Source organism: Sinomonas sp. (assembly GCF_036848755.1).
GTDB lineage: Bacteria > Actinomycetota > Actinomycetes > Actinomycetales > Micrococcaceae > Sinomonas.
On record NZ_DAIUJO010000011.1, the window covers coordinates 14,946 to 35,155 of the forward strand.

Here is a 20,210-nt window from a genome sequence, read left to right on the forward strand (position 1 = left end):
ACAGTCTCAGTCCGGCCCGAACCCATCGTGGAGGAAGCCGCCCAGGGGGGCCGCGAGCCCCCCAAGGGCGGCTTCCTCCCGGCAGGCAAACGTGAGAGCCCCAGCGGAGGCGCCCCGAACGAGGCCGCCGTCCTGTGACCACCACACGCCGACCCGCACCCCGCCGGCGACGACCTCCCATCGCTCGGCGCGGAGGCTGCGCCCCTCGGGGACGTCGATCGTTTCGGCACCGCGGCGGTGCACCTCGGCTGGCGCCGCGGGGGCGGCCGGCTCGGCCTCGTCCACGCGTCGGAAGGTCGCCCTGGCGGTGCCGCTCCGGGCCAGCCTCGCGACGAGGAGGTATTCGCCGCTCGTCGGGAGGGTGTCCGGCCCGTGGCCCAGGTCATCGCGCCGCGCTCCGGAGCGCAGGCCGCCTGGCTCCTGCCGATACCTGAAGCCGCTCCACGTCTCGCCGGTCGCGGTGAGCCGGAGGAGTGATTCGCACAGGAAGGTCGAGCCGGCGCCGTCGTCGAACGCGACGCGCGTGATGAGGAGGCCAGCGTCGAATCGGCGGAAGACCGCGCCCCGGCGCATGCCCCCGACCCAGAAGCTCTCCCACCGCTCCCACGCCGATCGCACCCTGCCTCCTCCGGCCCTCCGGGCCACAGCCTCCGACACTACCGGACGCGCTGTCTCGCCGCCTCACAGCTCCTGGAAACGGCCCCGCGCGAGGCCGAGGCGGCGGTCGGCCTGGCGACGAGCCCAGCTGAGGGCGTGCGTCGAGAGGACGACGGCGGCCCCGCCGTCCGCTGCGAGCCGGACCGCGGTTTCGAGGCGGCCAAGACCGAAGCGGTCCAGCCCCACAGTCGGCTCGTCGAGGAGCAGGACGCGCGGGCGCCGCACCAAGGCGGTCGCGAGAGCGAGGAGCCGCTGCTCGGACATTGAGAGCTCGTAAGGGTGCGTGTCTGCCTGGCGGGCGAGCCCCACGGCATCCAGCGCCTCCAACGCCCGCTCGCGGGCCTCGTCGCGGGTCAGCCGGAGCGGGCCCCGCCGGAGTCCGGTCAAGCCGAACGCGACCTCGCGGAGCGCGGTGCGCTCGAACAGCTGGTCCCGGGGCTCCTGGAAGAGGGTGCCGACGGTCGCCGCAACGCGGCCAGCGGGCTCCCTCAGAATGTCTCGACCACCGATCCGGACTTGGCCCCCATGGGGCCGCAGGAGGCCTGCGAGGTGCCGCAGCGACGTGGATTTGCCGGCTCCGTTCGGCCCAGTGAGGGCAACGAGCTCTCCCGGGAACACCGCGAGGCTAGCCTCGTCGAGGACTCGGGATCCTGGGCGCAAGGACCCAGCGCCCAGCCCGGCCCCCGCCGAGGGATACGCGAAGGTCACCCGATCGAGTTCGGCGACGGGAGCCGATCCTTCGACTCGCCGGTACGCCCCCCGGGCGGCCTGCAGGAACGGTGGGCCCTCCCGAAGGACCCCGGAGGCCGCGAACGCCGCGCCCGCCTCCACCTCCGGCGGCGCCCCCTCCGCAACGACGGTCCCACCCTCGAGCAGCAGCCACCGCGAGGCGCCCCGAGCGAGTGCGTCCGCCGTGGCCGTGAAGACCACGACGGCCGTTCCAACTGCCCGCAGCGCGTCGAGGACCTGAGCGAGCGCGTCAGCCCCGTCGGCATCGAGAGAGGCCGTGGGCTCATCGAGCAGGACGACGTCAGGACGCCCGACGATCGCGCAGGCGATGGCAAGGCGGCGCTGTTCGCCGCCCGAGAGCCGGCCGGGGTCGCGCGCGAGGAACTCGCCCAGTCCCACGGCTCGTGCCGCGGAATCCACCTGCGCGAGCATCTCAGCCCGCGGCGTCCCCCGCTGCTCGAGTGCGAAGGCGAGCTCCTCGCCCACCGTCGCGGCCGCGCCCGTCAGAAGCTCGGCCGCCCGCTGCGGCACAAAGGCCACGTGCTGGCCCCACGCGCCGAGCCGCAGCCTCGGATCCTCGGGCGAACCGCGGAACTCGAGCCGCTCGCGTGCGCCCGACCGGGAAAGCTCGAGCGCGCCGTCGAGGCGGCCGTGCCCTCCCGCGACGGCCCAGCCCGCGAGAACCTTGGCGAGCATCGACTTCCCGCTCCCCGAGGCGCCAAGCACCGTCGTGAACGAGCCGGGCACCAGCTCCAGGCGGACGTCGTGCAGGAGGGGCGCACCGTCGTCGTACGCGAAGCTCCGGACGTGGGCCGCCAGCGCCGGCGCGCTCATCGCGCGCCCCCGGTCAGGACCCCCGCGACCGCGGGGACAACGACGGAGGCAACCAGCACCGCGCTCGCGGCAGCCAAGGCCCAGCGGACGGTGCGTTGGGCCGGGGAGTCCGGCTCGTCGACGTACGAAGTGCGCCGCCCCGGCAGCCCGTGCCCCCGGGCCTCGAGGGCCGCGGCGCGCTCCCCCGCTTCATCGACGAGCTGGAGGACGAGCGGCACGACCTGCAGTCGCGCAGCGACGAGCCGCCCACCAGGGCCGCTCCGGACGACGAGGCCGCGGGCCTCCTGAGCCTCGCGGATGCGCTGGAGCCGCTCGGCCACCGTCGCCGCAAGGCCGAGCGAAGACGCCAGGACGTACCCGAGCTGCGCCGGCACGCCCCTGCGCACAAGGGCTGCGCGCAAGGCGGGAACGCGGACCCACAGCGAAAAGGCCAGCATGACGACGACGAGCGACGCCGTGCGGAGGACGATCGCCCCGGCATACGCGAGTCCCTCCGACGTCACGCGGGCGGGCCCGAAGGCGACGAGCACGGTGCGGCCCTCGGGGAAGAACAGCCCATGGATCACGAGCGCCCAGAGGGCAAACGGGACGACGACGAGAGAGGCCGCGGCGATGACGCGCCGCAGGATGCGAGCCTTCGCCGCGGCCACGAGAGCTGCCGCGAAGACGACGGTCCACACCCCCCACGAGGCCCAGGCGAGACACGCGACCGCGCCCGATCCGGCCAGCACGAGCCCGGTGAGGGGGTTGAGCCGGGTCGACGTCGGGCTCGCGCCCGAGACCTGGTCCGGCGGGCCGGCTTGGGGGCGAGTCACCTCATGCTGCCGTGGCGGCCTCGCCGTCGGCGCGCCCGGCAGTGGCCGGCTTGGTTCCCGCGAGCACGCGGTGACGCCGCACGAACTCGAAGCGCTGAGTGCTGCGGCGCGGCAGTGCGTACGCGAGGGCGGCCGCGACGGAGAACGTCACGAGCTTGTCGGGGAGATCCGAGGTGAACGCGCCCGTCGTGACCGACTGCACGAGGTTCTGACCGGCCGCGCGGAAGAGGGCGATGACTGCCCCCGTAGCGCCGGTGGCGGTGCCGCCGAAGACGATCACTGCGATGGGCGCCGAGATGGCCGCCGCCACAAAGCCCGTGACGATCCCCGCGACGGGCACGAGGTAGAAGCGGCGGACGATGCCGAACCGCGCTGCGAGACCTGCCAGCGCACCGATGGCCGCCGCCCCCGCAGCGAACGGGAGCACGGTGGGGTTGAAGAACGACCACACGAGGTTGCTCAGGAGGCCCGTTGCGGCGCCGGCCGTGGATCCGGCCAGGAATCCGACGAGCACGGTTCCGATGGAATCGAGGTAGATCGGGATGAGGGTGCTGCCGACGAACTGGCCGAGGACGATATTGAGCACGAGCGCGACCGGGATGAGGGCGAGCGTCGTCGTCGGCAGCGTCGGGAGGATGCCCGCGAAGAGCAGCACCATGGCGATGCCGAAGCCGGTGAGTGCCACGAGTGCTCCAGAGGCCGTGGGACCGTTCGCAACGTCGGCGGGCTGGGAGACGATGAGGAAGGCGTAGGTCGCGACGACGGCCACGGCGCCGAGGACGGTGAGTGTGGTCCTCAGGGGCGAGCGGCGGGGCGCCTCGACCGTCAGGGAATGCGACATGAGGGCGCGGTCCTTCGGTTGGGAGTTGCTGGATGATCGGTCCGCCTATGTCACCTCGGCGGCCCCGCTTGCACGGGAACGCTCAAAAGTCTAGCCCAGTGGGCTGGCAAGGGCTTCAGGTCGGCCTCGCGCGATCCGCCGCCCGAGTGCGCCCACGGCCGCCACGAGCTCATCGAACGCCTCCTTCGGCCGATTGCTCGCCACGATCCGCGCGTTAGGGGGCTCCCCCCACAGCCCACGGTAGTCGGCGATGGTCGTGCCGAGGAGCCGAGGGGCGTCGGTTTCGACGTGGACGGTTGCCGTCCGAGTCGAGTACGCCGCGGTCCCAGCCGCCACACTCGCCGCGAAGTAGTCATGCACGTGGGCCACGTAGCCCTGGTCGTAGTCCCGGTGGAACTCGAAGTAGAACCGGAGCATGTCGCTCAGATGGCGCACGAGCGGGTTCGACGCACGGCTGCGCCATCCCGCCGCCTGTTCCGGGTCGACCAGCTCCGGCTCCGCGCATCCGGCAGCCTCCGCCAGGGCCGCGATGTGCTCGGGCCGCAGCTCGATGCGCTCGGTCGTCTCGAGCGCGCATGCTATCGGCAGCCTTCCCTCGGGTTGCCCCGCGAACGCCCGGAATACTTCCGCGGCGGCGTGCGGGTCGACGTGCGTGTTCCACTCGGCCGTGGGAGTCGTGTTGCCCTGGTAGAAGTAGGCGCCCCCCATGATGACGACGCCGCGCAGGAGCTCCGGCAGGCGGGGCTCCGCTCGGAGCGCGAGGGCGAAGTTGGTCAGGGGGGCGGTCAGCAGCGCAGTGAGCTCCCCCGGTCGGGCCCGGGCGGCCTCGATCCAGAGCTCGACGGCGTCTCGTCCCTCTGGGCTCCGGCTCGGGGCCGGGAGCTCGGCGTAGCCGATGCCCTGCGGCCCGTGGGTCTCGGGGGTGGTCACGAGAGGGATGCCGAGGGGGGCCCTTGCCCCGATGGCCACCGGCACCTCCGGGCGCTGGCACAGCTCGAGGAGCGCAAGGTTGTTCCGCGCGACCTGGTCCGCGTCGACGTTCCCCGGCGTGCTCGTGACAGCGACGAGTTCGACGTGGGGCTGGCTGCAGAGATAGACGAGCGCCAGCGCGTCATCGATGCCCGTGTCGCAATCCATGAGGATGGACACGGGCTCGCGACGCGCCTCGTGCAGGACGGGGCGGGAACTCTCGTGCACGCTGATCCTAGAAGAGGGCGACCTTCGGCGTGCGCGGGAAGATCTCGTCGAGCTCGGCGAGGTCCTCAGCGCTCGGCTGCCAGGAGGCGGCCTCGGCGTTCTCACGGATCTGCTCGGGTTTGGTGGCGCCCGCAATCACGCTCGCGACCGAGGGCTGCGCCGCGAGCCATGAGAACGCGACCTGGAGCTCTGTCAGGCCACGCTCCTCTGCGAACGCGGAGAATCGGTCGAGCTGGTCCCAGTCGGCGTCGTGCACGAGGTTGGTGCGCGTGTGCGAGAGCCGCGAACCCTCCGGCGCCACGCCGCGCGAGTACTTGCCGGTGAGCAGCCCGTTCGCGAGCGGGAAGTACGGCAGGACCCCGAGGCCGTAGGCCTCCGCTGCCTGGGTCACCTCGAGCTCCGCTCTGCGGTCCAGCAGGTTGTAGTGGTTCTGGCTCGAGACGAATGGCGTGTAACCGCCGATCCTCGCAGCGAACTCTGCCTCCGCGACCTGCCAGCCCGCCCGGTTCGAGTGCCCGATATAGCGGACCTTGCCCTCGTGCACGAGGTCGTCAAGAGCCGAAAGGGTCTCCTCGATCGGCGTCTCCGGGTCGGGCGTGTGGAACTGGTAGAGGTCGATCCAATCGGTGTCGAGCCGCCGGAGGGACGCCTCGACGGCCTGCTTGATGTAGCGGCGCGAACCGCGCGCACCGAAGTCCTTGCCGTTCGCCCCGCGCATGTCCATGCCGAACTTGGTCGCCACCACGACGTCGTCGCGCTGGCCCTTGAGCGCACGGCCGAGCATCTCCTCGCTCAGCCCCGGCGTCTTGCCGTACACGTCCGCGACGTCGAACAGCGTGATGCCCGCGTCGATGGCGGCGTGGACCACGGCGTCGGTGCCCTCCTGCGTTTCGGTGGGGGTGTTGGCGCGGCCGAGATTGTTGCACCCCAGTCCGACGGTTGACACGGTGAGGCCCGAACGGCCCAAACGGCGGTAGTCAGTCATAGCGCCAGCCTACTCGCGCCCCGCGACCACATGGTCCGCCCCGACGGGGGCGGGCGGCCCGCTCAGAGCGAGAAGCTGTGGATCCCGGCGGGAGCGTGCTTGAGCTTGAAGTCGTCGGGCGAGTCGGCCTTGGCAACCGCGATCGAGAGCTTCGTGAAATCGCTCGTGCTCTCGCGCAGGCACGTCTTGACGGCCGCGACGGCCTTCGGGACGTCGACCGTACGCATGAAGATCGTGAGCCGCCCAGCACCCATGGCGCTTTCCTCGACGGTTCCCAGTCCTCGCCACGCGAGGTGCGCCGTGAGCGCCCGCACGGCCTGGCGTTCCAGGAAGCGGTCGCGTTCCGTGCCTGTCTGGCTCTTGAGCGCGAATTGGGCCGCGACACGGTCCTGCTCCGCCTCCGGAATCTCGGCGAAGCCGTCGTCCTCGCACTGGGATGCGAACGCGGCCAGGAGCCCCTCGGCCGCGGCAGCGTCGACGTCGTTCGTCTCCTTGGTCGTCGAGACGTGACCCACGACGCCGCGGTTGACGACGAATTGGGCGGTGTCGTCGTCGTGCCATGCCTCCCGGAACTCGAGGCTGCCATCGTCCCGCTTGCGGTAGACGCGCAGGAAACTCATGTGTGGTCCTTCCTTCCTTGGGCGAGCCATGCGTCGGCGGTGCCGCCGAAGGGACCCAGACCCTCGCGTACGAGCTCGACGAGGCGCTCGCATTCTGCCCTCACGGCGCGCACGAGTTCGTCGGGATAAGCCATGCTCGCGCGATGCTCCTCGAACTCGTCCTCGTCGTCGACGAAGACGCCTCGACCTGCCGCACGGATCACGTCGAGGTCCATGTCGATCATGTGGAACTCGACCGTCCCGTCCGGATCCTCCCGGATCCGGCGCCAGGACAAATCCCACGCGAGGTCCACGTAGACGCGGAACTCGCCGGGGTTCGCGTCATCGTAGAACGTCGCCGCGTAGTTGCCTTCACGCGGCACGAGCAGAACGGCGTCAGTGAGCGTGTAGAGCGCCATGCCGGGGCGGGAGATGAATTCATCCCGCCCCTGATACATCCACCAGCCGTGCTCGTCCTCGCCCAGATGGATGCCCGGCACGACCCAGTGCGCTCCGCCATCCCACTTGCGGTTGCGTGCGACGACGAGGTCGCCCGGGCGCGGAAGGTCGGCGGGACGGTGATCAGCGAAAGAGACGGAGAATCCGCGGATCACAGCTGCGGGAGACTGCCGGTGCGCGGCACCGGCTGCCCGGGAAGGGGACGGGCGAACGGAACCTTCATGCCGAGGACCTGCGCCACGATGTCATGCGTGATCTGCTGCGCGGTGAGGCCCACGCGGGCAAGCACTTGGGACCTCGTCCCGTGATCGAGGAACTCAACCGGGAGACCGACCTCGTTGAGCGCGGTGTCGACGCCGACGGCCCTCATCTCCTGCCGGATCCGCGAACCGACTCCGCCCGCCCGAACCCCGTCTTCGAGGCACACCACGATCCGGTGCTCGGCCGCGAGCCGGATGACGCTCTTCGGAACCGGCAGGACCCACCGGGGATCCACGACCGTCGAACTGATCCCCTGACGGTCCAGCCGCCCCGCGACGTCCAGGGCGAGGTCACTCATCGCACCGACCGCGACGAGGAGCACGTCGGCGCTCTTGTCCTTCTCGGTTCCGGTACGACGGAGCACGTCGACGCCGTCGACGAGGCGCTCGAGGGCCTCGGTCTCCGGGCCGACGGTCCCTTTCGAAAATCTCACGACGGTCGGCGCGTCGGAGACCGCAACCGCTTCCCGCAGCTCCTCGCGAAGCCGGGTGGCGTCCCGCGGAGCCGCGAGATGCAGGCCGGGGACACTCTGCACGAGGGCCATGTCCCACTGGCCGTGGTGGCTCGCGCCATCCGGCCCAGTGACGCCCGCGCGGTCCAGCACGACTGTCACTCCCGCCCTGTGGAGGGCGACATCCATGAGGAGCTGGTCGTACGCGCGGTTGAGGAACGTCGAGTAGACCGCCACCACGGGGTGGAGCCCGCCGAAGGCCATCCCGGCCGCGCTCGTCATGGCATGCTGCTCGGCGATCCCGACGTCGAAGACCCGATCAGGATGCCGCTCGGCGAACTTGTTCAGGCCCACCGGGATGAGCATCGCGCCGGTGATGCCGACGACGTCTGGCCGCTCGTCGGCAATCGCGGCGATCTCGTCGGCGAAGACGCTCGTCCAGGACGCGGCTGCGCCCTCGCCCAAGGGCTCACCCGTGAGGGGATCGATGACTCCCACCGCATGGAACTGGTCGGCCTCATTCGCCCTCGCGGGCGCGTAGCCGCGGCCCTTCTCGGTCATCGCATGGACGATCACGGGCCCGGCGAAATGCTTGGCGGCCGTGAGGGCGTTCTCGATGGCCCGCTCGTCGTGACCGTCGACAGGGCCCAGGTACTTGAGGCCGAGGTCCTCGAACATGCCCTGCGGTGCCCACCAGTCCTTGACGCCCTTCTTGGCGGCATGCAGGCCCTTGTAGGTGAACCGGCCCACCGGGCCGCCCTCTTGGAGACGCTTCTTCCAGAAAGCGAGGGTGCCCTCGTAGGCCGGCGCTGCGCGTACGGCGTCGATCGCAGGGCGGAGCGAAGCGAGGTAGTCAGCGAAGCCGCCGACGGTCGGGGCGTACGACCGACCGTTGTCGTTGACGACGATCACGATCCGCCGGTCCTTGTCCGCCGCGATGTTGTTGAGCGCCTCCCAGGCCATGCCTCCCGTGAGCGCGCCGTCGCCGACGACGACGACCGTGTGCCGGTCGCCTTGGCCGGTGAGCTTGTGGGCCTTCGAGATCCCGTCCGCCCAGGAGAGGGACGACGACGCGTGCGAGGACTCGACGATGTCGTGTTCGCTCTCGGACCGGGAGGGGTAGCCAGAGAGGCCCCCCTGCTGCCGGAGCGACGAGAAATCCTGGCGCCCCGTGATGAGCTTGTGGACGTAGGACTGGTGCCCCGTGTCGAAGATGATGCTGTCACGCGGCGAATCGAAGACCCGGTGGATCGCGAGGGTGAGCTCGACCACGCCGAGGTTCGGGCCGAGATGGCCCCCGGTCTGCGCGACGTTGCGGATGAGGAAGCGACGGATCTCGTCGGCCAAATCCGTCAGCTCCTGGGAGGTGAGGCGGTCGAGGTCTTTCGGTCCGCGGATGCTCTCCAGAATGCCCAAGGGCTGCTCCTTGCTCGAAAACTGCTCAACCCACTGTAGCCCCTTCCCCTGCAGGCGTCGGTTCACCCCAAACGGCCGAGGGCCCCCACAACGGTGGAGGCCCTCGGGGCGCAGAGAGGCGGTCGCCGCGTCAGCGATGCGCTCTGCGCGTCACTTCGCGGAGATCTGGCGCAGCACGTACTGCAGGATCCCGCCGTTGCGGTAGTAGTCCGCCTCGCCTGGCGTGTCGATGCGCAGGACGGCGTCGAAGGACTTCGTGCCGCCGTCCTCTGCCTTCGCGGTCACCTTGACCGTCTGCGGCGTCGAGCCTTCGTTGAGCTCCGTGATGCCCTCGACGGAGAACACCTCGTTGCCTGTGAGGCCCAGCGACGCGGCGGACTCGCCGGCCGGGAACTGGAGCGGAAGGACGCCCATGCCGATGAGGTTCGAGCGGTGGATGCGCTCGTAGCTCTCGGCGATGACGGCCTTGACTCCCAGGAGGGCGGTGCCCTTCGCGGCCCAGTCGCGCGAGGAGCCCGAGCCGTACTCCTTGCCCGCGAGGACGACGAGGGGGGTTCCTGCCTTCTGGTAGTTCATCGCCGCATCGTAGACGTATGCCTGCGGGGCGCCGTCCTGCGTGAAGTCCTTCGTGAATCCGCCCTCGACCCCGTCGAGCAGCTGGTTCTTGATGCGGATGTTCGCGAAGGTGCCGCGGATCATGACCTCGTGGTTGCCGCGGCGCGAGCCGTAGGAGTTGAAGTCCTTGCGCTCCACGCCGTGCGAGAGGAGGTACTGGCCCGCCGGGGTGTCCGACTTGAAGGAGCCGGCCGGCGAGATGTGGTCCGTCGTCACGGAGTCGCCGAGCTTGAGGAGCACCCGAGCCCCATCGATGTCCGCGACCGGGTCCGGCTGCGCCTTCATGCCTTCGAAGTACGGAGGCTTCCGAACGTACGTGGAGTTCTCGTCCCACTCGAACGTCGAGCCGGTCGGCGTCGGCAGCGAACGCCACCGCTCGTCGCCGTCGAAGATCGTCGCATAGGACTTCGTGAACATGTCCTGGTCGATCGAGGCGTCCATGATCTGCTGGACCTCGGTCGGGTTCGGCCAGATGTCCTTCAGGAAGACGTCATTGCCGTCTTGGTCCTGGCCGAGGGGCTCCGAGTCGAAGTCGAAGTCCATCGTCCCAGCGAGGGCATAGGCGATGACGAGCGGCGGCGACGCGAGGTAGTTCATCTTCACGTCGGGGTTGATGCGGCCCTCGAAGTTGCGGTTGCCCGAGAGGACTGCCGTGACGGAGAGGTCGTTCTCCTGGATGGCTGCGGAGATCTCCTCCTCCAGCGGACCGGAGTTGCCGATGCAGGTGGTGCAGCCGTAGCCGACAGTGTAGAAACCCAGCTTCTCGAGGTACGGAACCAGGCCCGACTTCTCGTAGTAGTCGGTGACGACCTTCGAGCCCGGAGCGACCGAGGTCTTGACCCAGGGCTTCGAGGTGAGGCCCTTCTCGACGGCGTTGCGCGCCAGCACGGCCGCCGCGAGCATCACCGAGGGGTTCGAGGTGTTGGTGCACGAGGTGATCGACGCAATGCTCACGGCCCCGTGGTCGAGCTCGAACCTGCGGCCGTCGCTCATGGCGACTTCCACCCGGCGGCTCGGGCGGCCGTCGTGCGACGGGCCGTGCCGGTGGGGAGCCTCCTCGGTGATGTGGCTCGCCGAAGTGGTGTACGAGGGCGCATCAGACGCGGGGAAGCTCTCCGAGATCGCCTCGTCGAGGCTCCCGTCGGCGGGCTCTTCCTTCACATAGTTGCGCAGGTCCTCCCGGAACTGGTCCTTTGCCTCAGTCAGGATGATGCGGTCCTGCGGCCGCTTGGGGCCGGAGATCGACGGCACCACGGTCGAGAGGTCGAGCTCGAGGTACTCGGAGAATCGCGGCTCGCGGGAAGCATCGTGCCAGAGGCCCTGCTCCTTCGCGTACGCCTCGACGAGCGCGACGTTATCTTCGGGACGCCCGGTGAGCCGCAGGTAGTCGAGCGTCACCTGATCGATCGGGAAGATCGCCGCGGTCGAGCCGAACTCGGGGCTCATGTTTCCGATGGTTGCGCGGTTGGCGAGCGGAACCTCGGCCACGCCCTCGCCGTAGAACTCGACGAACTTGCCGACGACTCCGTGCTTGCGGAGCATCTCGGTGATCGTGAGGACGACGTCGGTCGCGGTCGCGCCCGCGGGGATGGAGCCAGAGAGCCTGAAGCCGACGACGCGCGGGATGAGCATGGAGACGGGCTGGCCGAGCATGGCCGCCTCGGCCTCGATGCCGCCGACGCCCCAGCCGAGGACGCCGAGGCCGTTGACCATCGTGGTGTGCGAGTCCGTGCCGACGAGCGTGTCAGGGTACGCGCGAAGGACCTTGCCCTCGGGCGTCTCCACCTCGCGCGTCATGATCGTGCGGGCAAGGTATTCGATGTTGACCTGGTGCACGATGCCCATGCCCGGCGGGACGACCTTGAAGTCCTCGAACGCCGTCTGGCCCCAGCGGAGGAACTGGTACCGCTCGCCGTTGCGCTGGTACTCGATCTCCATGTTCCGCTCGATCGCGCCCGAGTTGCCGAAGACGTCGATCTGCACGGAGTGGTCGATCACGAGCTCGGCCGGGGCGAGCGGGTTGACGCGCTCCGGATCCCCACCCAGGTCCTTGATCGCCTCGCGCATCGTGGCAAGGTCGACGACGCAGGGCACACCCGTGAAGTCCTGCATGATGACACGCGCCGGGGTGAACTGGATCTCCGTGTTGGGCTGGGCATTCTGATCCCAACCCGCCAAGGCGCGAACGTGGTCGGCCGTGATGTTGGCACCGTCCTCGGTGCGGAGAAGGTTCTCGAGCAGAACCTTGAGGCTGAACGGCAGGGACTCAGAGCCCTCAACGGCGCTCAGCCGGAAAATTTCGTAATCGGTGCCACCGACGTTCAGTACGCCCTTGGATCCGAAGCTGTCCACAGTGCTCAATGCACCACTCCTCTCGCAACACTGCCATCTTTGCCGCGCGCAGGGACCGTTGCTAGTTAGGCAAGCCTAAGCTAGCTTGCGTCCGACGCGGACGGGCTTTCGGCGCCAAGGCCATCCTAGTTCCGGGGCCTTCGCCAAGCGATGGGCCGGACGCAACGCTACGAGCCGGGCTTCAACAACGCCACGGCCCGCACTCTCCCCCGCCCTGATCCAAGCGGCTACGAGCCGGGCTTCAACAACGCCACGGCCCGCACTCTCCCCCGCCCTGATCCAAGCGGCTACGAGCCGGGCTTCAACAACGCCACGGTCTCTATGTGGTGCGTCTGCGGATACAAATCCAACCCCCGCAGCCACTCGAGGCTCCACCCCGCCTCGAGGAACCAGCCGAGGTCGCGCGCGAACGAGGCGGGGTCGCATGAGACGTAGGCGACGGCCCGGGGGGCCGCCGCGACGAGTTGCCGCACCACTTCCCGGCCCGCTCCAGCACGCGGCGGGTCAAGGACGACGGCGGCGAAGCGTTCCCCGGCGCGCTGCCGCAGCACGCGCTCGACCCGGCCTTGGACGACGTCGACCTGCGGCAACCGCTTGAACGTGCGCCGCGCGTCCCGGCTCGTCCCCGGCGACCCCTCGACGGAGAGCACCGATCCGGACGGCCCGACACGAGCCGCGAGAGGCGCCGTGAACAGGCCTGCGCCAGCGTAGAGATCGGCGACGGCCGCGCCCTCGGCAACCTCGCTTCCCACGGCATCGAGCACCGCGGCCATGAGCGCCTCGGGAGCCCTACGGTGGATCTGCCAGAAGCCTTCTCCCGTGACGGTGTAGTGGTAGCCCCCTGCCTGCTCAGAGACAGAGCCCCGGCCGCGCAGCGTGAGCGGGGCCCCGCCTCCGGGGGCGACGACGCTCACAGATGCGTCGGTGGCCACGACCTCGGCAAGGGCACTGAGCCGTGCGGACCCGAGCTCCTCGGCCAGCGTGAAGACGACGAGCGGAGTCGCCCCCGACGCTGGGGCCGCGACCTCGACTCGCTCGACCCCCGAAAGGTCCGCATCCCACAGGCCAAGACGCTCGATCTCCTCGACCGCAAGCGGCATGTCCCGGATGGGGATGACCGTCTCCGAGCGGTGGGCGTGCATCGCGAGCCGCCCGTCGTCGTCGACGGCAAAGCTGCACCGCGTGCGCCAATGAAGCCCCGCGGCCTCAGCCGCGCCGCCCAAGGAAACCTCCTCGACCTCCACGTCGAGCGTGACGTGGGCTAGACGGGAGAGCTGCTCGCGGATGACCGCCGCCTTGAGCCGACGCTGCTCGGCGAGTTCGATGTGACCGAATTCCGCGCCTCCCACGGGGACGCTGCCTGCTGCATACGCCGTGAGGGAATCAGCCGGGGCCCACACATGCGGTCGCCGGTCGGGCGAGCCTTCGAGCACCTCGACGACGTCGCCGCGCCAGAACCTGCGCTCGGCCTCCGTGTCGGTGAGCCGGACACGCACGAGCTCGCCGGGGAGCCCGTGCCGCACGAAGACAACACGTCCCTCGTGGCGCGCGACCGTGTGACCCCCATGCGCAATGGGGCCGAGCCGGAGTTCGAGATCGTTCACAGTTCCTGCAGCCTCCGCGCTGTCTCCGAGGACTTGAGCTGCCACGGGACGCTCGCGACCATCACGCCGGGTTCGAAGTGGAGCCGCGCCTTGATCCGCAGCGCTGTCTGGTTGTGCACGAGCTGCTCCCACCACTTCCCCACGACATATTCGGGGATGTACACGACGATCAGGTCCCGCGGCGACTCGCGCCGCATGCTGTCGATGTACTCGAGCAGCGGCGTCACCGTTTCGCGGTAGGGGCTCGCGAGCACGGTAAGCGGCACCGGTATGTCGAGCTTCTCCCAGTCCGCCACCGTCTGCGCCGTCTCCTCAGGGCTGATGTCCACCGTCACGGCGTCGAGCCGTGAGGGACGGGAGGCACGGGCGTAGGCCAGGGCGCGCAGCACGGGCTTGCGGACGTGTGAGACGAGCAGGACGGCGTGGACCCGGCTGGGCAGCGCGCGGGCCGACGCATCGTCCCCGACGGCCAGTTCTCGGGCCACCCTGTCGTAGTGGGCGCGGATGCTCCACATGATCAGGAACAGGACGATCATCGCCAGGATTGCGATCCAGGCGCCGTGCTCGAACTTCGTGATGAGCACGATCACGAGAACCGTGGCCGTCATCCCGAAGCCGATCGAGTTGACGACGCGCGAGCGCCGCATGCGCTGCCGGACTGCGCGCTCCTTCACGCGCTGGAGCTCCCGGGTCCAGTGACGGATCATTCCGAACTGGCTCGACGTGAAGGAGACGAAGACGCCCACGATGTACAGCTGGATGAGCCGTGTGACGTCCGCGTTGAACGCGACGACGAGGACGAGCGCTCCGGCCGCGAGCAGGATGACGCCGTTGCTGAACGCGAGCCGATCGCCCCGTGTGCGGAGCTGACGCGGGAGATAACCGTCCTGGGCGAGGATCGACGCGAGGATCGGGAAGCCGTTGAAAGCCGTGTTGGAAGCGAACACGAGGATGACGCCGGTCGCCGCGACCACGATGTAGAACGCGAGGCTCCCGTCGCCGAACACCGCCTGGGCGATCTGTCCGATCGCCGGCGTCTGCACGTAGTCGGACGGGAGGGGCTGGCCGTTGAGGGTGAGCTCGCTCGTCGGGTCCTGCGCGAGGTGGACTTGCGTCGCGTTCGCGAGGAAGAGGATTCCGGCCAGCATGGCCGCGGCGACCACGCCGAGGAGCAGAAGCGTGCGGGCAGCGTTCGCGCTCTTGGGGGGTCTGAAGTTGGGCACCCCATTGCTGATCGCCTCGACACCCGTGAGGGCCGCGGCGCCGGACGAGAACGCCCGGAGCAGGAGGAAGCCGCCCGCGAGCCCGACGAGGCCTTGGCTGAACTCGGCGGACGGCACGATCTGGAAGCCCGCGCTCGCGGAGGGCCGCAGGGTGCCTGTGAGGAACTGGAAGAGGCCGACCAGCGTCATGCCCAGGATCGAGAGCATGAAGATGTACGTCGGCGCGGCGAAGACGGTCCCGGCCTCCTTGACGCCCCGCAGGTTGACCAGTGCGAGGACGAGGACACCGACGACGGCGACGAGGGCCTGCTGCCCTTGAAGGGCCGGCACAGCCGTGGTCAGGTAGTTCGCGGCCGAAGACATCGAAACCGCGACGGTCAGCACGTAGTCCACGAGGAGAGCGGACGCGACTGTGAGCCCCGCGAAGCGGCCGAGGTTCGTTGTCGCAATCTCATAGTCGCCTCCCCCGGAAGGGTAGGCGTGCACGTTCTGGCGGTAGGACCCGACGACGGTGAGCAGCACGAGCATGACGGCGATCCCCACCCACGGCGAGAGGGCGACCGCACCGACGCCCGCGAGGGCCAGAGTGAGGAGGATCTCGTCCGGGGCGTAGGCAACGGACGAGAGGGCGTCCGAGGCGAAGATCGGAAGGGCGATCCGTTTGGGCAGGAGCGTGTGGCTCATCCTGTCGTTGCGGAACGGTCGCCCGACCAGCACCCGCTTGACCGCGTTGAGTATCTGCAGCACGAAGACACGGTATGCGCTGCGAGCGGCAAGTCATAGTCCGTAGCGCCGCACCAGCAGGCGTATTCGATACATTGGGAGTCAGGCTTCCCGTCGGCGGAGGCGGCGTCGGCTTTCTTCCGGCCAGAGCGAGCAAGGAGCGCGGGTGGCGCATTACGTGATCATGGGGTGCGGGCGTGTGGGCGTCACCCTCGCGCACACGCTCGAGGATTCGGGCCATTCGGTGGCCATCATCGACCAGGACGACCGTGCGTTCCGCCGGCTTCGGCGCACGTTCGGCGGCCGCAAGGTCACCGGCATCGGCTTCGACCGGGACACCATGCGCCAGGCCGGAATCGAAGACGCCTACGCCTTCGCGGCCGTCTCAAGCGGGGACAACTCCAACATCCTCGCGACACGCGTCGCCCGTGAGACCTTCCACGTCCCGCACGTGGTCGCCCGGATCTACGATCCCGGCCGCGCCGAGATCTACCAGCGGCTCGGTATCCCCACCGTGGCCGCGGTGCGGTGGAGCGCTGACCAGGTGCTGCGCCGCATCCTGCCGGAAGCCGGCATCGCGGGCGACTTCCGCGACGCTTCGGGCAGGCTCGTCCTCACGGAGGTCGACCTCGATCCCGCGTGGCTCGGACAGCCGCTCTCCGCGATCGAGCGGGTGGCCCCCGTGCGCGTCGCCTATGTGACGCGTTTCGGCGAGGGTCTGCTGCCCAACGCGAGCACGAGCTATCAGGAGGGGGACACGGTCCACGTCATGATGAGCCTCGACGACACGGGCGAGGTCTCCCGCATTCTCGCCGCACCGCCCGCCAAGGAGGGACTGTGAAGGTCATCATCGCCGGCGCGGGAAGCGTCGGCTCGTCCATCGCCCGGGAACTGCTCGCCCACCGGCATGACGTGCTGCTCATCGACCCGAAGCCCGAGGTCATCGGCCGCAGCGGCCTCCGCGGGGCGAAGTGGCTCGTGGGCGACGCATGCGAGATCTCGACGCTCAAGGAGGCGCGCGTCGACGAGGCCGACGTCGTCGTCGCCGCGACGGGAGACGACAAGGTCAATCTCGTCGTCTCGCTGCTGGCGAAGACGGAATTCGGGGTTGGCCGGACAGTGGGCCGCGTCAACAACCCGAAGAACGACTGGATGTTCGACGGCTCCTGGGGCGTCGACGTCGCCGTCAACACCCCGCGCCTGATGACCGCGCTCGTGGAAGAGGCGGTCGAGATCGGCGATGTCGTGCGGCTCCTGACGCTCCAGACCGGGGTGGCCTCGCTCGTCGAATTCACCGTGCCCGCAAACTCGGACCTCATCGGGCGTACCGTCGGCCAGGTCGAATGGCCCGCTGATGCGACGCTCGTCGCGATCCTCCGCGACCAGTCACCTATCACACCGAGCGTCGACGACGTCATCGACCACCGGGACGAGCTGTTCTTCGTCACGACCATCGCCGCCGAGGACGAACTCCGCGGGCTGCTCTCGCCCGCGAACGGGCCCGAGAATGAGGAGCTTCCCACCGAGGAAGGCGAAGACGACCTCTTCGACGGCTGACGCGCTCGTCGGGGCGCGCTAGTCGCCGGCGCGGGCCGCGGAACCAGACGCCGCGGGCCGCGTGAGAAGCCACGCGAGCCAAATGCCCAGGGCGTAGAGCGGAACACCAAGGATGAGGCGCATCGCTCCGAGGGCCACGAGGCCTGGGTCGCCCAGAAGGTACAGCGGCACTTCGACGACGAGCCGGAGTCCCAGGACCGCGACCATGATCCAGGTCCCGAGCCGGTACTGGCGGGACCGCTGCTCGTCACCGCGCCAGTGGACGCCCTCGTTGCGCAGGAAGCCGAAGACCACTCCCATGAGCGGCCACTTCACGAAGACGGAGACGGCGAGCGCCACGATGTAGGCCGCGTTGGTCACGAACCCCGAGACGTAGAAGTTCTCGGCCTTGCCGGTGAAGAGGGCCAAGGCCGCGGAGACCGCGATGCCGACGATGCCTGCGAACGCCTGAGCCAGCGACGTGCGCGTCAGCAGACGCACGACGACGAAGACGGCCGCGACGGCGAGCGAGAGGACGGCCGAGAGGACCAGGTCCCGCACGGCAGTGAAGACCACGAGGAACACGAGGCCAGGCAGGATGCTCTCGAGCACGCCCCGCACTCCGCCCGCGCTGCGGAGGACGTCAATCCGCCCGTCGGCGTGGCGGTGGAGCCCGGCCTTGGCAGCGTACGCTGCCGCCAACTCGGCGGCGCTGGGTTCCTTCGACTGCTGCCCTTCGGACTCCATCTCATTCCTCCTTCGCGAGGATCTCGTAGCGGGGGTTGTAGATGGTGGGCTCTCCCTGAACGGTGGAGAGCATCCCGGAGAAGCGGACCGGCGTCCCGGCGTCGATGCCTCGGATGCGGCGGCGACCGAGCCACAGAAGGCGAATCGCCGGCCCCCTTCCGGGTCGTTCCGCCTCCGCGTCCTCGATCATCGCGGTGAAGCGCGGCGCCTCCGACGGCGCCACGAAGGTCACGGAACGAATGACGCCCTCCCCCGCGACCACGCCGCGCTCGGGAAGACGGGAGAAATCGACCTCGGCCGGAACGGAGCGCTCAGCCAAGATGCGTGATCTCCGGGCCGCGCTCAGGCGCCGCGAGCCCGGGAGCGCCGGCCTGCTCCTGCTGGGGCTGGTCGACGGGAAGACGCAGAGGGAGGAGTTCGCTGGGCGGGAGCGGCGCCTCGCCGCGATCGACGACGACCGACCGGAAGAGCTCTTCGAGCTCCTCAGCCGCTGCACGGTCCATGACCGCATTCCCGGACATGACTCCGCGCAGGAACCAGCGGGGTCCGTCGACCCCCATGAAGTGCGCCACCCTGTAGCCTCGGCGCCCGTCGGCCGTGGAGGTGGGGAGCTTGGCGATGAGCTCGGGCCCGAAGCTTCCCTCGATCTCCTCCACCGTGCCGCCCTGGCTTGCCACCGACTGAGCGATCTGAGCCCGGATTTCGCCCCAGAGCCCCGCCGACCGCGGAGCCGCGAAGGCCTGGAGCTGCAGGCTCGAGCCGTTGAGGTCAAGGGTCACGGCGACGACGCGGCGGGTTGCCTCCTCGACTTCGAGGCGGATCTGGAGTCCCTCGACGGGACGGATGAGAATCGCCCCGAGGTCGACATAACCGACAGCCGTGTCCTTCTCGCTCGCGTCGAAGGGACCCTTGGCAGGGCGCCCGAAGCCGCTCTTGTCGGGCTCGGCCTCCCGTTGGGGCGTGCCAAGCACCGAGGGGTCCTCGGCGGTCAACTTGGCGTTCTTGCCACGTCCGAACAGCACGTCAACAACTCCTTCAGTAAGCCGTCCGCGAGGCCGCCCTCGCGCGCCTCCCGTCCGTGCAGGCGCTATCGCGCCGAGAATCCCCCGGTGGAGCCGAAGCCGCCGGTCCCCCGCGCCGACTCCGAAAGCGAGGCGACGGGAACGAAGCGCGCGTACTCGACGCGCTGGATCACCATCTGGGCAATTCTATCGCCGCGCTGGAGGCGCAGGGTCTCACGCACGTCCGTGTTCAGGAGCGTCACGGCGATCTCCCCCCGGTAGCCGGCGTCAACAGTGCCCGGGGCATTCACGACTGTGAGGCCATGGCGGGTCGCGAGGCCGGATCGCGGATGGATGAGCGCGACGTAGCCGAACGGGAGCGCGATGCTGACACCCGTCGGGACCAGAAGCCGCTCCCCAGGGGCCAGAGTGAAGTCGATCCGGGAGCAGAGGTCGGCGCCGGCGTCTCCGGGATGGGCGTAGGAGGGTGTTGGGAGCCCGTCGTCGAGCATGAGCACCTCGATCTCGAGGGTGGGCTCCCATGCCGGGGTCGTGCGGTCGGTGTCGTCAGTCGTCTCGGCTGCGGTCACCACTCCACTGTATCGGTTGGCTTTGGTGCTCCGTGCACGAGGTGAAAAGCTTGACCCATGCCTGAATCGCCCTCCTCCTCTCCCCTGCCGCGCGAATCCGCCGCGACGATCTACAGCGAAAAGCTCTGGCCCTCGTGGTGGGTCTGGATCGTCGTCGTGGGCATCGCCGGGGCGTGCATCCTTGTGCTGGCCCCGATCAGCATTGCCGCAGGGTACACGGGAGCTGTCCTCGTGTTCCTGGTCCTGTGCGGGATCCTCATCGCAACGACGCCCGCCGTCGTCGTCACGCCCCGCGAGCTCCGCGCGGGCCGCGCCGTCCTCCCCCGCGAATTCGTCGCTTCCGCCGAGGCCTTCACGGGGGACGAGGCCACGGCCGAGCGCGGCACCCGCCTCGACGGTCGCGCCTACCTCTGCATGCGCGGATGGATCTCAGCCGTCGTCCGAGTGGAGCTGGACGATCCCGAGGACCCGACGCCTTACTGGCTCGTCTCGACTCGGCGGCCGGCAAAGCTCGTCGAAGCCCTGGGGGCGCAGGGCTGAGGTCTTCGCGCAGGCGCGCACGAACGGGGAAGGGG

At 69.5% G+C, this 20,210-nt stretch carries 19 protein-coding genes; 3 read left to right on the top strand and 16 right to left on the bottom strand.

What is annotated here, in order from left to right:
• Positions 1-6 precede the first annotated feature (6 nt).
• The 12 genes from V7053_RS02985 to V7053_RS03040 form a co-directional block, all read right to left on the bottom strand.
• Positions 7-618: a hypothetical protein gene (locus V7053_RS02985; protein WP_334170781.1), complete on the bottom strand. Its 612-nt coding sequence runs from the start codon at positions 616-618 to the stop codon at positions 7-9.
• Positions 619-681: 63 nt separating this feature from the next.
• Entirely contained in the window at positions 682-2,220 is a 1,539-nt protein-coding gene (locus V7053_RS02990) for an ABC transporter ATP-binding protein (protein WP_334170782.1), read from the bottom strand.
• Complete coding sequence (locus V7053_RS02995; RefSeq protein ID WP_334170783.1) at positions 2,217-3,035, bottom strand: energy-coupling factor transporter transmembrane component T family protein; 819 nt, start codon at positions 3,033-3,035, stop codon at positions 2,217-2,219. Before V7053_RS02995 ends, V7053_RS02990 begins: the two co-directional genes overlap by 4 nt.
• 1 nt (position 3,036) lies before the next feature.
• Positions 3,037-3,876 (bottom strand): ECF transporter S component, encoded by an 840-nt coding sequence (locus V7053_RS03000; protein WP_334170784.1) that lies wholly within the window; start codon positions 3,874-3,876, stop codon positions 3,037-3,039.
• A 90-nt stretch (positions 3,877-3,966) separates the two neighbouring features.
• The gene (locus V7053_RS03005) at positions 3,967-5,013 is read right to left on the bottom strand and encodes a nucleoside hydrolase (protein WP_334170809.1); all 1,047 of its coding nucleotides are present in this window, start codon (positions 5,011-5,013) and stop codon (positions 3,967-3,969) included.
• A 67-nt stretch (positions 5,014-5,080) separates the two neighbouring features.
• Positions 5,081-6,058 (bottom strand): aldo/keto reductase, encoded by a 978-nt coding sequence (locus V7053_RS03010; protein WP_334170785.1) that lies wholly within the window; start codon positions 6,056-6,058, stop codon positions 5,081-5,083.
• Between the two features lie 62 nt (positions 6,059-6,120).
• Entirely contained in the window at positions 6,121-6,678 is a 558-nt protein-coding gene (locus V7053_RS03015) for a hypothetical protein (protein ID WP_334170786.1), read from the bottom strand.
• Positions 6,675-7,271, bottom strand: a complete 597-nt coding sequence (locus tag V7053_RS03020) for a DUF402 domain-containing protein (RefSeq protein ID WP_334170787.1) — start codon at positions 7,269-7,271, stop codon at positions 6,675-6,677. The genes V7053_RS03015 and V7053_RS03020 overlap by 4 nt, the downstream gene beginning before the upstream one ends.
• Positions 7,268-9,244 (bottom strand): 1-deoxy-D-xylulose-5-phosphate synthase, encoded by a 1,977-nt coding sequence (gene dxs, locus V7053_RS03025; RefSeq protein ID WP_334170788.1) that lies wholly within the window; start codon positions 9,242-9,244, stop codon positions 7,268-7,270. The genes V7053_RS03020 and dxs overlap by 4 nt, the downstream gene beginning before the upstream one ends.
• 150 nt (positions 9,245-9,394) lie before the next feature.
• Positions 9,395-12,220, bottom strand: a complete 2,826-nt coding sequence (locus V7053_RS03030) for an aconitate hydratase (protein WP_334170789.1) — start codon at positions 12,218-12,220, stop codon at positions 9,395-9,397.
• 278 nt (positions 12,221-12,498) lie between these two features.
• Positions 12,499-13,815, bottom strand: coding sequence for a class I SAM-dependent RNA methyltransferase (locus tag V7053_RS03035; protein ID WP_334170790.1), 1,317 nt, complete (start codon positions 13,813-13,815; stop codon positions 12,499-12,501).
• Complete coding sequence (locus tag V7053_RS03040) at positions 13,812-15,785, bottom strand: APC family permease (RefSeq protein WP_334170791.1); 1,974 nt, start codon at positions 15,783-15,785, stop codon at positions 13,812-13,814. The genes V7053_RS03035 and V7053_RS03040 overlap by 4 nt, the downstream gene beginning before the upstream one ends.
• A 142-nt stretch (positions 15,786-15,927) precedes the next feature.
• Here V7053_RS03040 and V7053_RS03045 point away from each other — a divergent pair, with 142 nt between their 5' ends.
• A complete protein-coding gene (locus tag V7053_RS03045; RefSeq protein ID WP_334170792.1) occupies positions 15,928-16,602 on the top strand; it encodes a potassium channel family protein in 675 nt (224 codons plus the stop codon).
• Positions 16,599-17,318, top strand: coding sequence for a potassium channel family protein (locus tag V7053_RS03050; protein WP_334170793.1), 720 nt, complete (start codon positions 16,599-16,601; stop codon positions 17,316-17,318). The genes V7053_RS03045 and V7053_RS03050 overlap by 4 nt, the downstream gene beginning before the upstream one ends.
• Positions 17,319-17,336: 18 nt before the next feature.
• Here the strand turns inward: V7053_RS03050 and V7053_RS03055 are convergent, their stop codons facing one another.
• The 4 genes from V7053_RS03055 to dut form a co-directional block, all read right to left on the bottom strand.
• Positions 17,337-18,044 (bottom strand): DUF3159 domain-containing protein, encoded by a 708-nt coding sequence (locus V7053_RS03055; protein WP_334170794.1) that lies wholly within the window; start codon positions 18,042-18,044, stop codon positions 17,337-17,339.
• Position 18,045: 1 nt separating this feature from the next.
• The gene (locus V7053_RS03060; protein ID WP_334170795.1) at positions 18,046-18,363 is read right to left on the bottom strand and encodes a hypothetical protein; all 318 of its coding nucleotides are present in this window, start codon (positions 18,361-18,363) and stop codon (positions 18,046-18,048) included.
• Positions 18,356-19,066 (bottom strand): DUF3710 domain-containing protein, encoded by a 711-nt coding sequence (locus V7053_RS03065; RefSeq protein ID WP_334170796.1) that lies wholly within the window; start codon positions 19,064-19,066, stop codon positions 18,356-18,358. The genes V7053_RS03060 and V7053_RS03065 overlap by 8 nt, the downstream gene beginning before the upstream one ends.
• Before the next feature lie 65 nt (positions 19,067-19,131).
• Positions 19,132-19,557 (bottom strand): dUTP diphosphatase, encoded by a 426-nt coding sequence (gene dut, locus V7053_RS03070; protein ID WP_443022492.1) that lies wholly within the window; start codon positions 19,555-19,557, stop codon positions 19,132-19,134.
• A 135-nt stretch (positions 19,558-19,692) separates the two neighbouring features.
• On the opposite strand from dut, the gene V7053_RS03075 reads away from it, so the two are divergent.
• On the top strand, positions 19,693-20,175 hold the full coding sequence (locus tag V7053_RS03075; RefSeq protein WP_334170798.1) for a DUF3093 domain-containing protein: 483 nt from the start codon (positions 19,693-19,695) through the stop codon (positions 20,173-20,175).
• Positions 20,176-20,210 lie beyond the last annotated feature (35 nt).

What these genes read in the sequence shown, in the direction of transcription:
- V7053_RS02990 (WP_334170782.1), bottom strand. Translation starts at nt 2,220, where the DNA reads ATGAGCGCGCCGGCGCTGGCGGCCCACGTCCGGAGCTTCGCGTACGAC.
- V7053_RS03000 (WP_334170784.1), bottom strand. Translation starts at nt 3,876, where the DNA reads ATGTCGCATTCCCTGACGGTCGAGGCGCCCCGCCGCTCGCCCCTGAGG.
- V7053_RS03005 (WP_334170809.1), bottom strand. Translation starts at nt 5,013, where the DNA reads ATGGATTGCGACACGGGCATCGATGACGCGCTGGCGCTCGTCTATCTC.
- V7053_RS03010 (WP_334170785.1), bottom strand. Translation starts at nt 6,058, where the DNA reads ATGACTGACTACCGCCGTTTGGGCCGTTCGGGCCTCACCGTGTCAACC.
- V7053_RS03015 (WP_334170786.1), bottom strand. Translation starts at nt 6,678, where the DNA reads ATGAGTTTCCTGCGCGTCTACCGCAAGCGGGACGATGGCAGCCTCGAG.
- V7053_RS03055 (WP_334170794.1), bottom strand. Translation starts at nt 18,044, where the DNA reads ATGGAGTCCGAAGGGCAGCAGTCGAAGGAACCCAGCGCCGCCGAGTTG.
- dut (WP_443022492.1), bottom strand. Translation starts at nt 19,557, where the DNA reads ATGCTCGACGACGGGCTCCCAACACCCTCCTACGCCCATCCCGGAGAC.
- V7053_RS03075 (WP_334170798.1), top strand. Translation starts at nt 19,693, where the DNA reads ATGCCTGAATCGCCCTCCTCCTCTCCCCTGCCGCGCGAATCCGCCGCG.